10 protein-coding genes are annotated in these 13,248 nt (G+C 71.1%); 4 read left to right on the plus strand and 6 right to left on the minus strand.

Features of this window, described 5'->3' with window-relative positions; genetic code table 11:
• Nucleotides 1-11: 11 nt before the first annotated feature.
• Nucleotides 12-398 carry a hypothetical protein gene (locus KGD87_RS21270; protein ID WP_284662172.1) on the plus strand — a complete coding sequence of 129 codons (387 nt, stop codon included), beginning with the start codon at nucleotides 12-14 and terminating at the stop codon, nucleotides 396-398.
• A gap of 21 nt (nucleotides 399-419) precedes the next feature.
• Here the strand turns inward: KGD87_RS21270 and KGD87_RS21275 are convergent, their stop codons facing one another.
• The 4 genes from KGD87_RS21275 to KGD87_RS21290 form a co-directional block, all read right to left on the minus strand.
• On the minus strand, nucleotides 420-1,496 hold the full coding sequence (locus tag KGD87_RS21275; RefSeq protein WP_284662173.1) for a radical SAM protein: 1,077 nt from the start codon (nucleotides 1,494-1,496) through the stop codon (nucleotides 420-422).
• On the minus strand, nucleotides 1,493-1,732 hold the full coding sequence (locus KGD87_RS21280) for an anti-sigma factor family protein (RefSeq protein ID WP_284662174.1): 240 nt from the start codon (nucleotides 1,730-1,732) through the stop codon (nucleotides 1,493-1,495). Before KGD87_RS21280 ends, KGD87_RS21275 begins: the two co-directional genes overlap by 4 nt.
• A gap of 65 nt (nucleotides 1,733-1,797) precedes the next feature.
• Nucleotides 1,798-2,412, minus strand: coding sequence for an RNA polymerase sigma factor (locus tag KGD87_RS21285; RefSeq protein WP_176417979.1), 615 nt, complete (start codon nucleotides 2,410-2,412; stop codon nucleotides 1,798-1,800).
• Nucleotides 2,413-2,447: 35 nt separating this feature from the next.
• Nucleotides 2,448-3,032: a DNA-3-methyladenine glycosylase gene (locus KGD87_RS21290; RefSeq protein WP_284662176.1), complete on the minus strand. Its 585-nt coding sequence runs from the start codon at nucleotides 3,030-3,032 to the stop codon at nucleotides 2,448-2,450.
• Nucleotides 3,033-3,139: 107 nt separating this feature from the next.
• Between KGD87_RS21290 and KGD87_RS21295 the strand changes: the two genes are divergently transcribed.
• Entirely contained in the window at nucleotides 3,140-4,690 is a 1,551-nt protein-coding gene (locus tag KGD87_RS21295) for a 4-alpha-glucanotransferase (RefSeq protein ID WP_284662178.1), read from the plus strand.
• A 45-nt stretch (nucleotides 4,691-4,735) separates the two neighbouring features.
• Here KGD87_RS21295 and KGD87_RS21300 read toward each other — a convergent pair whose 3' ends face one another.
• Nucleotides 4,736-5,047, minus strand: a complete 312-nt coding sequence (locus tag KGD87_RS21300) for a hypothetical protein (RefSeq protein ID WP_284662179.1) — start codon at nucleotides 5,045-5,047, stop codon at nucleotides 4,736-4,738.
• A 156-nt stretch (nucleotides 5,048-5,203) separates the two neighbouring features.
• Here KGD87_RS21300 and KGD87_RS21305 point away from each other — a divergent pair, with 156 nt between their 5' ends.
• The gene (locus KGD87_RS21305; protein WP_284662180.1) at nucleotides 5,204-7,348 is read left to right on the plus strand and encodes a BamA/OMP85 family outer membrane protein; all 2,145 of its coding nucleotides are present in this window, start codon (nucleotides 5,204-5,206) and stop codon (nucleotides 7,346-7,348) included.
• On the plus strand, nucleotides 7,345-12,033 hold the full coding sequence (locus KGD87_RS21310; protein WP_284662181.1) for a translocation/assembly module TamB domain-containing protein: 4,689 nt from the start codon (nucleotides 7,345-7,347) through the stop codon (nucleotides 12,031-12,033). The genes KGD87_RS21305 and KGD87_RS21310 overlap by 4 nt, the downstream gene beginning before the upstream one ends.
• Nucleotides 12,034-12,091: 58 nt before the next feature.
• Here the strand turns inward: KGD87_RS21310 and KGD87_RS21315 are convergent, their stop codons facing one another.
• Nucleotides 12,092-13,138 carry a hypothetical protein gene (locus KGD87_RS21315; RefSeq protein ID WP_163782581.1) on the minus strand — a complete coding sequence of 349 codons (1,047 nt, stop codon included), beginning with the start codon at nucleotides 13,136-13,138 and terminating at the stop codon, nucleotides 12,092-12,094.
• Nucleotides 13,139-13,248: the final 110 nt, after the last annotated feature.

Genomic DNA, 13,248 nt, shown 5'->3' on the forward strand with positions numbered 1-13,248 from the left:
GGTCTCTTGCCATGTCCTATCGCGTCACTGTCGCCCCCGAGCTCACGGAGGCCTACCAGCGGCTGCCTCTCTCCGAGCGCCACCCCATCCAGGAGCGGCTGGACATGCTCGCCGCGGCTGCCGACGACGCCGCCCGCTCCCCGTCCAGGATGAGCCGCCCCCATGCGAGCGAGCTCGCCATTGTCTCCCCCGGTGCGCACCGAATCTTCCTGGGCGACCAGTGGATTGCGTACCGCGTCCAGGCGGAGGACCGGACCCTCCAGTTGCTGGACTTTGGAAGCTGGAGCAAGAGCCCGCTGACACGACAGGCGCCCCCCGCGGCGCAATGGCACGGCTCGGGCCACCGGGAGGATGGCTGGGACAACGAGGGCGGCGGCAGTCCACCCTCCCCGCCCTAGGCCCCAACCCTCGCGCGCGTGTCACGGCGTCGTGGTGGGAGGCGGCTCGGAGGGTCGCTGCAGCACCGTGCCGCCGTACTGCGTGGCCGCCAGCGTGCCACACGCCGCGCCAATCTCCTTGCCACCGGAGTACCGCCTCGCCACCGGTGATTTGAGAATCTGGAGGTGGTCGCGAAACGCGCTCAGCTCTTCGGGCGTGGGCGGCAGGTACTTCCCGGTGGGGTCCGTCACGTCGATGAGGTCCACCTTGATGCGGATGCCCTCGAAGGCGGCCTTCAAGGCCTCGGCGTCCTCGCGGCCCAGGTTGAAGCCGCTGATGGCGACATAGGCGATCATCGCCCGCTCGCGCCGCACCTCGCTGTACTCGCGGATGGCGGCGATGAGCTCCGGCAGCGGATGCGTCTTCTCAATCGGCAGCACCTTCGCGCGCTTCTCCGCGATGGCGCTCGTCACGGAGAAGGCCAGCCGGTACGGATGCCCTTCGCGCACGTAGCGGCGGATGGCCGGCACATGGCCCGCCGTGGAGAAGGTAATCGCCTCCCCCGCGATGGAGAACCCCGCCGGGTGGCGCAGGATGTCCGCGGCCCGCAGCGTCTCCTTGTAGTTGAGGAGCGGCTCCCCCATCCCCATGAAGACGACGCCGCGCACCGGCCGGTCCGCTTCCTCCCGGACCTGGAGCACCTGGTCCAATATCTCCCACGTCTGAAGGTTCCTTTTGAAGCCCAACTTCCCCGTCATGCAGAAGTCGCACGCCAGCGCACAGCCCACCTGGCTGGAGACGCAGATGACGTACTTCTCATCGAAGATGGGGATGCGGACCGCTTCAATGCGTCCGCCCAGCGGCGAGTCGAAGAGGTACTTCACGAAGCCATCGTCCGCGCGGCGGCGCTCGACGATGGCCAGCTTCGGCAGCTCCGCGTGGGCGCGCAGGTGGTCTCCCACGCGGCGCGGCACCTGACGGGCCGAAGCGACCTCCTCCACGGACTGAGCACCGTGGGCGAAGACGGCCGCGAACACCTTGCGGATGGCGGCGGGCGACGGGGAGAGCGGCGCGAGCGCGGCCTCCAACTCCGGCAACGACAATGACTTCAGGTTCACGAGGCGGACTTGATTTTGGAGCGAAGGAACTCGGTGAGCTTCTCGGAGACTTCCTTCGGCATCTTCGCCGCCAGCGCCTTCTTGCACAGCCCGGGCGTGGCCCGGTAGGTGCGCAGGAAATCCACACAGGGGCTGCACCCGCGCAAGTGCTCACGCAGGTGCTGCGTGTCCTCGGGAGACATCTCTCCGTCGAGAAATCGCAGCAGGAGGTTGATGGAATCTTTGCAGTTGTACATCCGAACCTCGGCTGGCTGCGGCGCGCCCTCGTTCCTCTCAAAGATGCCGAGCGCTTCGTCGCGTTTCACAACTCGCGACTGTCCCGGTTGTAGAAAGCGTCGATGGCTTCACGGAGCGCGAGCCGTGCCCGGTGCAACCGGCTCTTGATGGCGGGGATGGAGTCCCCCGTTGCCTCTGCAATCTGTTCGTAACTGAGGCCCTCCACGTCTTTCAAGAGGAAGACCTCCCGGTACCCCTCGGGCAGGCGGTCCGAGGCCTGCTGGATGGCGGCCCCCAGCTCGGCGTCCAGGGCCTTCTCCTCGGCGTCCCGGCTCCAGTCCGACTGGGGATACTCCGCCAGGGAGCCCCGCTCGGTGAACTCCGGGCCCTGGAGCTCCTGCTCGGCTGCCTGGGCCACGCGGCGGTGGCGCAGGCGCATGAGCGCATGGTTGGCGGCGATGCGGTGCACCCAGGAGCCGAAGGCCGCATCCCCCCGGAAGTCCTTCAGGTGTTGGTAGGCGGACAGGAAGGTGTCCTGGGTGATTTCGGCCGCGTCGGCCTCCGAACGGGTCATCCGGAGCGCCAGGCCATACACCTTGTCCCGGTGGGCATCCACCAGGGCCTCGAAGGCGGAAACGTCCCCATCCTGTGCGCGAGAGAGGAGCTGACGGTCCTCTTCCATGACGGCCTCGTCAGACATGGCGGGACGCACCCAACCAGCCAGGAAGCCCGCCGTCAAGCGGGCTTGCGGCCTCCCGGCGGCGGCCCCTTGCTGACATGTTGACTGTCCCGGACCCACAACCGGAAGGGTTCGGCGGCCCACGTCCCGGCATAGTCCACGCCAATCCGCGGCCCCCGGGACACGGCTGACTCGGGAACAGGCGTCCCGCGTCCCAGGTGCAGCGCGGGCGTGCACAGGCCCCGCCGGTTGTGCGCCCGGGTGAGGCCCAGCGCCTTGCACAGGCGGCCCGGCCCGTCCGTGCGCGTCCCCGGGGAAAGGCCCTCCACCGGCTCCACCGCCCGCACCAACACCGCCGCGCCCACCCCCGCGGCATCCGTCACCACGTTGAAGCAGTGGTGCATGCCATAAATCAGATAGACGTACGCCACGCCGGCCGGGCCGAACATGACCTCGGTGCGAGGGGTGAGCCCCTTGGCCGCGTGGCACGCCAGGTCGTGCTCGCCCAGATAGGCCTCCGTCTCCACGACGCGGCCCACCCGGCGCTGTCCGCCCTCCTCCACCACCAGCAAGGTGCCGAGCAGCTCCCGGGCGACCACCAGCGCGGGGCGGGCGTAGAAAGACTCCGGCAACCAGTTCACGCCTGGATGTTAACGGCCCTTCCGTCCGGAAAGCGAAGAACCCAGACACCTTCGGAGTGCGTCGGCAGTTCCCACCGGCGCGGGGCTGGGGCAGATTGCATCACACCATGTCCACACCCGGCCGGCTCTCCGGTCTTTTGCTCCCGCTCTTCTCCCTCCGCTCGCAGAGCGACTTTGGCATCGGTGACTTCGGTGCCCTGGAGGGCCTGTTCACCTGGATGCAGGCCGCCCGCCAGCGGATGCTGATGGTGCTGCCGCTGCTGCCCACCGCGCCGGGTGACCCGAGCCCCTACGCGACGCGCTCGGCCTTCGGCCTCAATCCGCTCTTCATCGACCTGCGGCGGCTGCCGGAGTTCACCGCGGCCGGCGGCGAGGCGGCCCTGTCCGACGCGCAGCGCGCCCAGCTGGCCGAGGCGCGTGCGGCGCCGCGCGTGCGCTATGATTGGGTCTTCCCCCTCAAGGACGCCGCCTTCGCGCGCGCCTTCGACGTCTTCGAAGCCCAGCACTGGGCGCCCCAGTCCGAGCGAGCGCAGGCCTTCCGCCAGTGGCGCGACGCCCAGGGCGAGTGGCTGGAGAGCTACGCGCTCTTCACCGCCATCAGCGAGCAGGAGGACCGCCGCCCGTGGTGGGAGTGGCCGGAGCCGCTGCGCACCCGTCAGCCCGAGGCCCTGGCCCAGAAGTCCCGGGAGCTGGAGCGCCGCGTGCGCTACCACGCCTGGCTCCAGTGGGTGGCCGAGCAGCAGTGGAACGAGGTGCGGACGCAGGCCCGCGCCAGGGACGTCCTCCTGTGCGGCGACGAGCCGTTCATCATCGGCCAGGACAGCGCGGACGTGTGGGCGCACCCGGACATCCTGCGGCGCGACGCCCGCCTGGGCGTGCCTCCGGATGACTTCTCCGCCACGGGCCAGGACTGGGGCCTGCCCTACTTCGACCTGGCGGCCATGGAGCGGGACGACTTCGCGTGGCTGAAGATGCGCGCGAAGAAGGCGGCCAGCTACTACGACTTGCGCCGGGTGGACCACGCGGTGGGGTACTTCCGGCAGTGGATTCGCGACGCGCAGACGCCCACCGGGCGCTTCATCCCGCCGGACGAGGAGAGCCACCGCCGCCTGGGTGAGAAGACCTTCCGCCTGCTGTCCGAGGGCGCCGGCATCGTCGCCGAGGACCTGGGCGTGATTCCGCCCTTCGTGCGCCACATCCTCGCGGAGCTCCAGCTGCCCGGCTACCGGGTGATGCGCTGGGAGCGCGACGACAACCACTACCGCGACCCGCGCCAGTTCCCGGCGGTGTCCCTGGTCACCACCGGCACGCATGACACGGACACGGTGGCCGAGTGGTGGGAGGGCGCGGGCGACCACGAGCGGCAGGCGGCGGCGCGCTCGTGGCCGGAGCTCAACGGCGTGGCCCTCACCCGGGACTTCACGCCGGACGTGCACCGGGCCATGCTGGCCTCGGCGCTCAACGCCAACAGTGACTTGTGCGTGCTGCCCTGGCAGGACGTGCTCGGCACCCGGGACCGCATCAACCTGCCCGGCTCCATGAGCGATTCGAACTGGGCCTACCGAATCGAACAGAACGTGAGCGACCTGCTCACCGACTCGCGCACGCGCGAGGCCGCAGAGCGGCTGGCCTGGCTCACCGCGTCCGCGCGGCGCTGAGCCACCGTCCGCCCGGGAGCCCCAAGGTCCCGGGCGGCGACGGCCTCACGGTTCAATGCACTTCACCTGGGCCGGGAAGCCGTCGAACAGGGCGCAGGTGCGGTTGGCGTTGGCGCACTCCAGCCGCTCGCAGACGTTGTCGAAGACGCAGATGGGCGGCGAGCGGCCGAACTCCAGGAAGATTTCCGTGCAGTACTGGTACGGATTCACACAGCCGAACGAGCCGCAGTAGGGCGCGTCCGACAAGCTCTCCCCTTCCCTGGGGCGCACCGCCTCGTCCTCGGAGACACCACACGAGGACGCGCAAACCGCGAGCACGGAGAACACCAGGCTTCTGATTCGCCGGGACTGGGCCATGACCCCCCATCTTGGGCCAGGCGGGCGCGGCTTGCACGTCTTCGCGAGGCGCCACGCCGTGACACCGGACATTGGAGTCCCGCCCGACGTCGCGGTATGCGACAAAGCACTGCCATCCTGGACGGAAGAAGTGTTGGGGCCGCGAGCCTTCCGGCTATGAAACCTCCCGTGGTCGCCGACCTGCTCAGACACCTCCGCCTCGCCACGCCGCTCGCGCTGCTGCTCGCCGCGGCCTGCGCCACCACGCATGCGCCGCCCCCCTCCGCCCCCAAGGTCACCGACCTGGAAATCCAGGGAACGGACCAGGTGAGCGAAGGCGCCATCAAGGACCGCATCCTCACCACCGAGACGCCCTTCTGGAGCTTCTGGCCCTTTGGCGGCCCCAGCTACTTCGACGCCAACGCCTGGCAGGCGGACCTGCGGCGCATCGAGCGGTACTACCAGGCCCAGGGCTACTACCAGGCGAAAGTCACCAACGCCGAGGTGAACCCGGACGGCGACGACCAGGTCGCCATCGACATCAGCGTGCAGGAGGGCGAGCCCACCCGCATCAGCGAAATCCAGGTGACGGGCCTGGACACCTTGCCAGAGGACGTGCGCGAGGAGCACCGCGAATACGTGCTGGAGGGGCTGCCCCTGCACGAGGGCGACATCTTCAGGGAAGCGGCCTGGGAGGAAGCCAAGGTCCGCGTCCAGGAGCGGCTGCGCGAGCTGGCCTACGCCGAGGCCGAAGTCGACGGTGAGGTCCGGGTGGACGTGGACACCCGGCAGGCGGTGGTGGCGCTGCGCACCCGGCCCGGCATCCGCTACCGCTTCGGCAACACCTTCGTCGCCACGGACGCCAACCCCCAGGTGCCTCCGCGCCGCATCATCGAACAGGTGACGGGCGCGCTGAAGAAGGGGGACTGGTACAGCGAGACGGCGCTGGCCAACGCGCAGGCGCGCGTGTTCCGCATGGGCGTGTTCGGCGCGGTGAAGGTGAACCGCGGCGCGCCGGACCGCGAGTCCGGCACGGTGCCCGTGGTGGTGGACGTGCGCGAGGCGCCCTTCCGCTCCGTGCGGCTGGGCGGCGGCCTGGGCGTGGACGCGGCGCGGCAGGAGGTCCGCGCGGTGGGAGAGTGGACCCACCGGAACTTCGGCGGCGGCCTGCGCCGCTTCACGGTCCGCGGCCGGCTGGGCTACGCCTTCATCCCCAACGTCCTCAGCTTCAACAAGAACGGCCCCGTCTTCGACGTCACCGCCGAGTACGAGCAGCCCCGCTTCCTCTTCCGGGACTTGCGGGCGCAGAACTCGCTCAGCGTGGAGAAGGGCCTGGAGCAGGCCTATGACTTCTGGGGCGGCAGGCTCCAGACGGGTGTCATCTGGCAGCCGCACCCCGACTTCTCCATCTTCCCCTCGTACAACCTCCAGGTGTACCGGCTCAGCGGCCGCGTCAGCGCGGGCTCGCGGGTGCCGCCCATCGTCCTGGGCTGCGGCGAAGGCCAGGAGCAGTGCGACGTGGCGCTCAGCTTCCTGGAGCTGGCCTTCACCTGGGACCGGCGCGATGACGTCATCGAGCCGCGCGACGGCTACTACGTCTCCCTCTCCGTCCAGAAGGGCGGCGGCCCGCTCTTCGGAGACTTCAACTACGTCCGCCTGCTGCCCGACCTGCGCGTCTACCGCTCGTTCGGCGAGGACAAGCGGTTCATCCTGGCGGCGAAGGTGCGCGCGGGCACGCTGAACCCCGCGGGCGGCGGCCAGAGCTCCATCGTCACCCGCTTCTTCTCGGGCGGTGGCACGTTCATGCGGGGCTTCAACGGCCAGCGCCTGTCCCCCCTGGCCGCCCTGCAGCGCACCGCGGACGTGGACGGCGATGGCGTCCCGGAGGTCGTCCAGGACGAGGAGTGGGACACCGTGCCCGTGGGTGGCAACAGCCTCTTTGAAACGTCGGTGGAGCTGCGCTACCAGTTCACGGAGAGCCTGATGGTGGCGGCCTTCTATGACACGGGCCTGGTGGGCATCGAGGACTTCGCCCACGCGAACCGGCCCAAGCTCTTCGGCCCCCAGCACTACCACGCCGTGGGCATGGGCCTGCGGTATCTGACCGTCGTGGGGCCCATCCGGCTGGACATCGCCCGGCGGTTGAACATCGGCGGGGGATTGCCCGTCTCCACCCCGGGATACATCTATCCCGAAGCCGGAGGCTGCTTCGGCATCGGAAGCCGGTGGCGGCCCACGGGTCCGACGACGCCCAGCGGCGCGTTCGCGGGCGCTCCGGACGGGCAGTGCGCGCTGCACCTGTCGATTGGAGAGGCGTTTTGACGCAATCCCCCCCGAGCCGACCCGCGCGCTGGGGCCGCCGCGTGCTGTGGAGCCTGCTGGGCCTGGTGGGCCTCATCGTGCTCGTCGTCGCGGGCGTGCTCGTCTTCGCCACGACGTCGCGCGGAGAGGCCTGGCTCGCCCAGAAGGGGCTCGCGCTGGCCAACGAGCAGCTCTCCGGCCGGCTGGAGCTGGGGCGCCTGGACCTGTCCCCGGGCGGCGTCATCCTGGAGGACGTGAAGCTGTATGACCCCGAAGGCGAGCTGGTGGCGGAAGTCGCCCGGGTGGACGTGCGCGCGCGGCTGGCGGGGCTGGGGCGCCCGCACGTGAACATCTCCTCCGCGCGCCTCGAGCGTCCGCGCCTGTACCTGGCCCAGGACGAGCGCGGGCTGAACCTGACGCGCGCGCTGGAGCCCCGCGCGCCCAGCCCCGCGCAGCCCGCCACGGGCCGCGGCGCGCTGACGCTGGACTTGCACGAGCTGGTGCTCGCGGACGGCTTCGTCGACTTCCGGCAGGCGCTGCCCGAAGGGGGTGAGCGGCAGGTGCGGCTGGAGGGCCTGGACGCCCGGGGCTCGGGCCGCTACGCCGCCGCGACCCAGGGCGTGGGCGCGAACCTGGAGGCCACCGCGCGCCTCACCCACCCCGTGCCCGGACCGGTGCGGCTGGCGCTGAAGGCCCGCGGCGAAGAGGGCGCCTTCGAGGGCGACGTCGACCTGGAGGCCGCGGGGCTGGTGCTGGAGGCCAGCGGCCGCGCGAAGCTCCCTCCTGAGACGCCGCCGGGCGTGCCGGAGGGCCCGCTCCAGGCGGGTCTGGAGCTGCGGCGCCTGTCCGCGCCGCCCGACCTGCTGCGGGCCTTCGTGCCCACCTGGCCCTTGCGGGTGCCGGTGTCCGCGGAGGGCTCCGCCGGGCTGGAGGGCGACGCGGCCCAGGTGGACGTCACCGCGAAGGCCGCCAGCGCCTCCGTGTCCGTGAAGGGCGACCTGGACTTGGAGCGGATGCGCACCGACGGCCTGTCCGTGAAGGCGCGCGACGTGGACCTGTCGGAGCTGGTGGCGCAGGGCCCCAAGACGCGCATCGCCGCGGACCTGGACGCGAAGGGCGGAGGCACGAGCCTGGAGTCGCTGGAGGGCGAGGTGAAGCTCACCGTGTCCCCGTCCGAGTACCTGGCCCAGCCGCTGGGCCCGGTGGAGCTGGAGGCCAGCGCGAAGGAGGGCCGGTATTCGCTGATGCGGCTGCGGATGCTCGCCCCGGGCCTGGCCCTGATGGCCAAGGGAGACGGCACGGCGGAGTCGGTGAACCTGGAAGGCAGCCTCACCGCCGGCAACCTCGCCCTGCTGTCACGGTTGCTGTCCAAGCTGATGCCGGGCGGGGTGGCGCCCATGGCGGGCAACGGCACGCTGGACTTCTCCGTGAAGGGCCGGCCGCGCACGCCCGCGGTGAAGGTCGACGGCGGCTTCGCGGCGCTGCGGTACGGCGACGTGGCGGCGCAGGATGTGTCCCTGAAGCTGGAGATGCCGGACGTCAGCCGCCCTCTCACGTCCAACGCCGCGCTGGTGGTGTCCCGGCTGAAGGCGGGCGGGCGGGACCTGCGCGACGTCGCCGTCACGCTGGCCACGAAGGAGCGCGCGCTGGAGGCCAGCGTGCGCGTGGCGGGAGACGCGGAGCTGGGGCTCACGCTCGGGGGCCAGGTGGACGACGGTGGCCAGGGGCTGACCCTCCAGCGGCTGGCGCTGTTCTGGCCGGAGGCCACCTGGACGCTCCAGGCGCCCACGCACCTGGGCTTCGGCGGAGGCAACGTCGAGGTGGCGCCCCCGCTGCGGCTCGCGTCGGAGGGGCAGACGCTGTCGCTCCAGGGCGCGCTGCGCGGCCAGCGCGTCACGGCGCGCGCGGAGTTGGGCGCGTTCGACTTGTCGCGGCTGCCCAGGTCCTTCGTCCCCGAGTCGCTGGGACTGGGTGGCAGGCTGACGGGCCACGCCGCCGTCAGCGGGACGATGGCGCGCCCCGACGCGGAGGCCGACTTGCGGCTGGAAGACGGCAGCGCGCGCGGCTACGAGGGGCTCCAGGCGGAGGTGAAGGCGCGCTACGTGAAGGACCGCGCCACCGGGACGCTGACGGCCAGCCTGCCCGTGGCGCGGCTCGCCGCCGAGTTCGACGTGCCGGTGCAGGGCGTGCTCAAGCGCCGGCGCGACGCGATGTCCTTGCGCGTGAAGCTGGAGGACCTGGACATCGCCGGCGCCATGAAGCTCGCGGGCCAGCCAGAGAGCGCCAGCGGCCGGCTGGCGGGCACGCTGACCGTGGAGGGCCCCGCGCGGGAGCCCCTGCTGGACTTCACCCTGCGCGGGCAGGACGTGCGCTACCAGACGCCGCCGCCGGGCTTCTCGCTGCCCGTGCCGCTGGCCTTCGAGCTGCGCGCCGTGTCCGACCGCGAGGACCCGACGCTGGCTGCGCGCCTGGACGTGGAGGGCCTGGGCTCCCCGACGTACGTGGCCCTGCGGACGCCCTTCACGGTGGGCGGGCTGATGGCGAAGCCGCCCACGCCCGATGAGCTCTTCGCGACGACGCTGGGCGTGGAGGCTCGCGTCACGCAGCTGCCCCTCACCCTGCTCAAGGGCATGAGCGGCGTGCAGCAGCCGGGCGGCACGGTGACGGCGGAGCTGGACTTCGAGGGCTCGGTGCTGGTGCCCCAGGCGACGCTGCGCGTGCAGGCCCACGCGGTGACGATGAACGGGCTGCCGCCCATGAACGGGCAGCTCAGCGTCGTGGGCGGCGAGCAGGACGTGAAGCTGACGCTGAACGCGCAGCGCCAGGACGGGCCGCTGGCGCAGCTGACGGCCACGCTGGCGGCTCCGCTGGGCGCGCTCCAGGACCGCGAGGCCCATGGCCACGTCCCCTTCGACCTCACCGGCCGCGTGGGCCCGGTGCCGCTGAAGGAGCTCCCTGGCCTGGCCACCCCGGCGTCGCCCGTGGCGGAGGGCGCGCCGCCACCGCGGGGCGGCCGGCCCACGGGCATCCAGGGCGTGCTGGCCATGGAGCTGGGCGCGCGGGGCACGCTCGACACGCCGCAGCTGGAGCTCACCGCTGGCGTGCAGGACCTGGGCGTGGGCAACACGGGGCTGGGTCAGGTGCGCCTGAACTACACGTACCGGGACACCCGCTCCCGCTTCGACCTGCTGCTCACCGAGCCGGGCGGCGGCACCATGCTGGTGAACGGAGGCCTGGGCCTGGACGTGTCACTGCCCGCGCTCACCCAGGGACTGCAGACAGACAACGCGCCGGTGGAGGTCACGCTCAAGGCGCGCGACTTCAACCCGGCCTTCCTCTCCGGCACGGTGGAGATGCTGCGCAGCATCGGCGGCGTGCTCCAGGCGGACGCCAGCGTCGCCGGCACGCTGGGCGCGCCCCGCATCAACGGCAGCCTGGAGTGGAAGGACGGCAAGCTGGGGCTGATGGGCCTGGGCGAGTACCGCGACATCCAGCTCGCCCTGAAGGCCAGCCGCGAGTCCATCGCCGTCACGACGCTGTCGGCGAAGGCCGGCAACGGCTCACTCCACCTCAACTCGCCGCTGACCGCGGTGCTCAACGCCCGGAATGAGTACGAGCTGTCCAGCCCCGGGACGGCCGAGCCGCCGCTGGTGATGCGCAACTTCCCCATCATCGTCGACGACCAGCTCATGGCGCTGGTGAGCCTGCGCGCGAAGGTGGAGGGCACGCTGTCCCAGCGCCTGGTCAACCTGCGCAACGTCGCCATCCCCGAGGCCACCATCGAGCTGCCGGAAGCCAAGCGCAAGGACCTGCAGGCGCTGGAGCGGCCCGGGGACGTGGTGCTGGTGCGCAACGGCGAGCCGTTGAACCCCAAGAAGCGCAAGGAGGCGGCCCAGGCGCGGCCTCCGACGAACCCCGATGGGACCCCCGCCGAAGGCGCGCCCCCGGACGAAGCGGCCACGCCGCCCATGGTGTTCTGGGTGAATGTGAATGCGCCCCGCAACCTCTGGGTGAAGGGCTCCGACATCAACGCGGAGCTGGGGCTGTCGGGGGACTTCCGCGTCGAATACACGGACGTGGCGCGCCTGTTCGGTGAGGTGCGCGTGCTGCGCGGACGCGTGGACGTGCTGGGCCGCCGCTTCGACGTCCAGCGCGACAGCCAGGTGCGCTTCACCGGCCCGGCCATGTCGCCGTACATCAACGTCACCGCCGAGCACCGCAACGACGGCGCCAAGGTCACCGTGTTCGTCACCATCCGGGGCCAGGGGCGGGAAATCACCATCAAACCCACCAGCGACCCGCCGCTGCCGGAGTCGGAAATCTACACGCTGCTGGCGACGGGCCGGCGCACGCTGGAGCGCAGCTCCGGGGCCTCCATGAACGCCAGCGCGCAGGCCGCGTCCGTGGTGGGCTCGCTGGTGGCCAACGAGGCCCGCAAGGCCCTGGCCGCGAAGCTGCCCCTGGACGTGGTCTCCATCGAAGCGGGGGACTCCGGCATCGCGGGCACCAAGCTGGAGGTCGGCACGTACGTGACGGACAAAATCTACGTCGGCTACACCGGCCGCGTGGGCGCCAACCTCCAGCAGGGAGAGAACGCCAACGCGGTGCGCTTCGAGTACCAGCTGGGCACGCGCTGGAGCCTGGAAGGCCAGTACGGCGACGCGCGCTCGGGCGGGTTGGACCTCATCTGGACCCACCAGTACTGAGGCGCGCTGGGACACGGCGGGCTCCCGTCCTTCCGGGCGGGAGCCGCCGCTTCGACGATTAGAGGCCGTACATCGCGAAGCACGAGCCCGCGGGGCCCGCGCCAGAGATGGGCGCGCTCGGCGCGCTCAGCCACGCGCTGTTGGCGCCGCACTGGTGCCACTGCCCGTCACCCGTGGACTGCACGCAGGTGCGCACCGGCACGGAGCGGCCCAGCGTGGCGGAGGAGCACCAGCCGTAGGACGCGGTGCAGTTCGTCGGCTTGGCCACGCTGCCCGCGGTGAAGGCGCCCGACTGGCACTGCCGCCACATGGCATCCGACGAGCTCTGCACGCAGCCGAGCTCCGGCAAGGTGGCGCCGGCCGTCTCGGAGAAGCAGCCGGAGGCGGAGCCCCAGGCGTAGGCCGACTCGTAGCGGTGGTAGACGACGGCCACCAGCGACGAGCCGCCCACGTTGGTGCGGCCACACTGGAGGGCATACGCGCCCACCCAGGGCGTGTACGTGTAGAGCGCCGCCGTCGCCTTGTTGGCGGGGCGCACCGAGCACGGGTCCGACGTGGACTTCGTCACGCCCACGCGCCAGCCGGAGATGGTGGGACGGCCCGCGTCCAGGTCCGTCAGGTAGCCGCGCAGCTTCTTGGCGGAGCAGTCAATCTGCTTGCCGAAGCCCACGTATTGCGCGTCACAGCCGCTGGTGTCCGGACAGCCACAGCCGGTGGCCTTGGCCAGGTTGTTGGAGTTGCCGCTCTGGATGAGGCTGGACTCCACCTGGATGCGGGCCAGCATGTACAGCGGGCTGATGCCAAAGGCCTTGGAGCGCTCGACGATGAGCGCGGCGGCCGTCTTGTTGTTGAAGGCCGGGTCCCGGTAGTTCGCCAGGAACGAGTTGTTCTGCTGGAGGAAGGCCTGCACCTGCGCGGTGGTCACCCACTGGCTCCCGGTGATGTCGGTGTCCTCCAGCAGCCGGTGCATGTCGTACTTCGTGGTGGCCTCCAGCAGCACCTGACCGGTCAGCTCGTCGATGACGGGCTCTTCTTCCGCGTCGATGGGACCACAGCCGGCCGCCACCAACGCGGGCACCAGGAGCAACCACAATCGCGTCTTCATCGCGTCCTCGGGGGGATGGGCCGCGAACCCGGAGAGCAGCGCTCACCGGCCACGGCCAGGGGAGGCCGAGGCTCCAGCCGCGTAAAACATTATTCAAGAATTTCTTATTT

It is taken from the genome of Myxococcus sp. SDU36 (genome assembly GCF_030168875.1).
GTDB classification, from domain to species: domain Bacteria; phylum Myxococcota; class Myxococcia; order Myxococcales; family Myxococcaceae; genus Myxococcus; species Myxococcus vastator.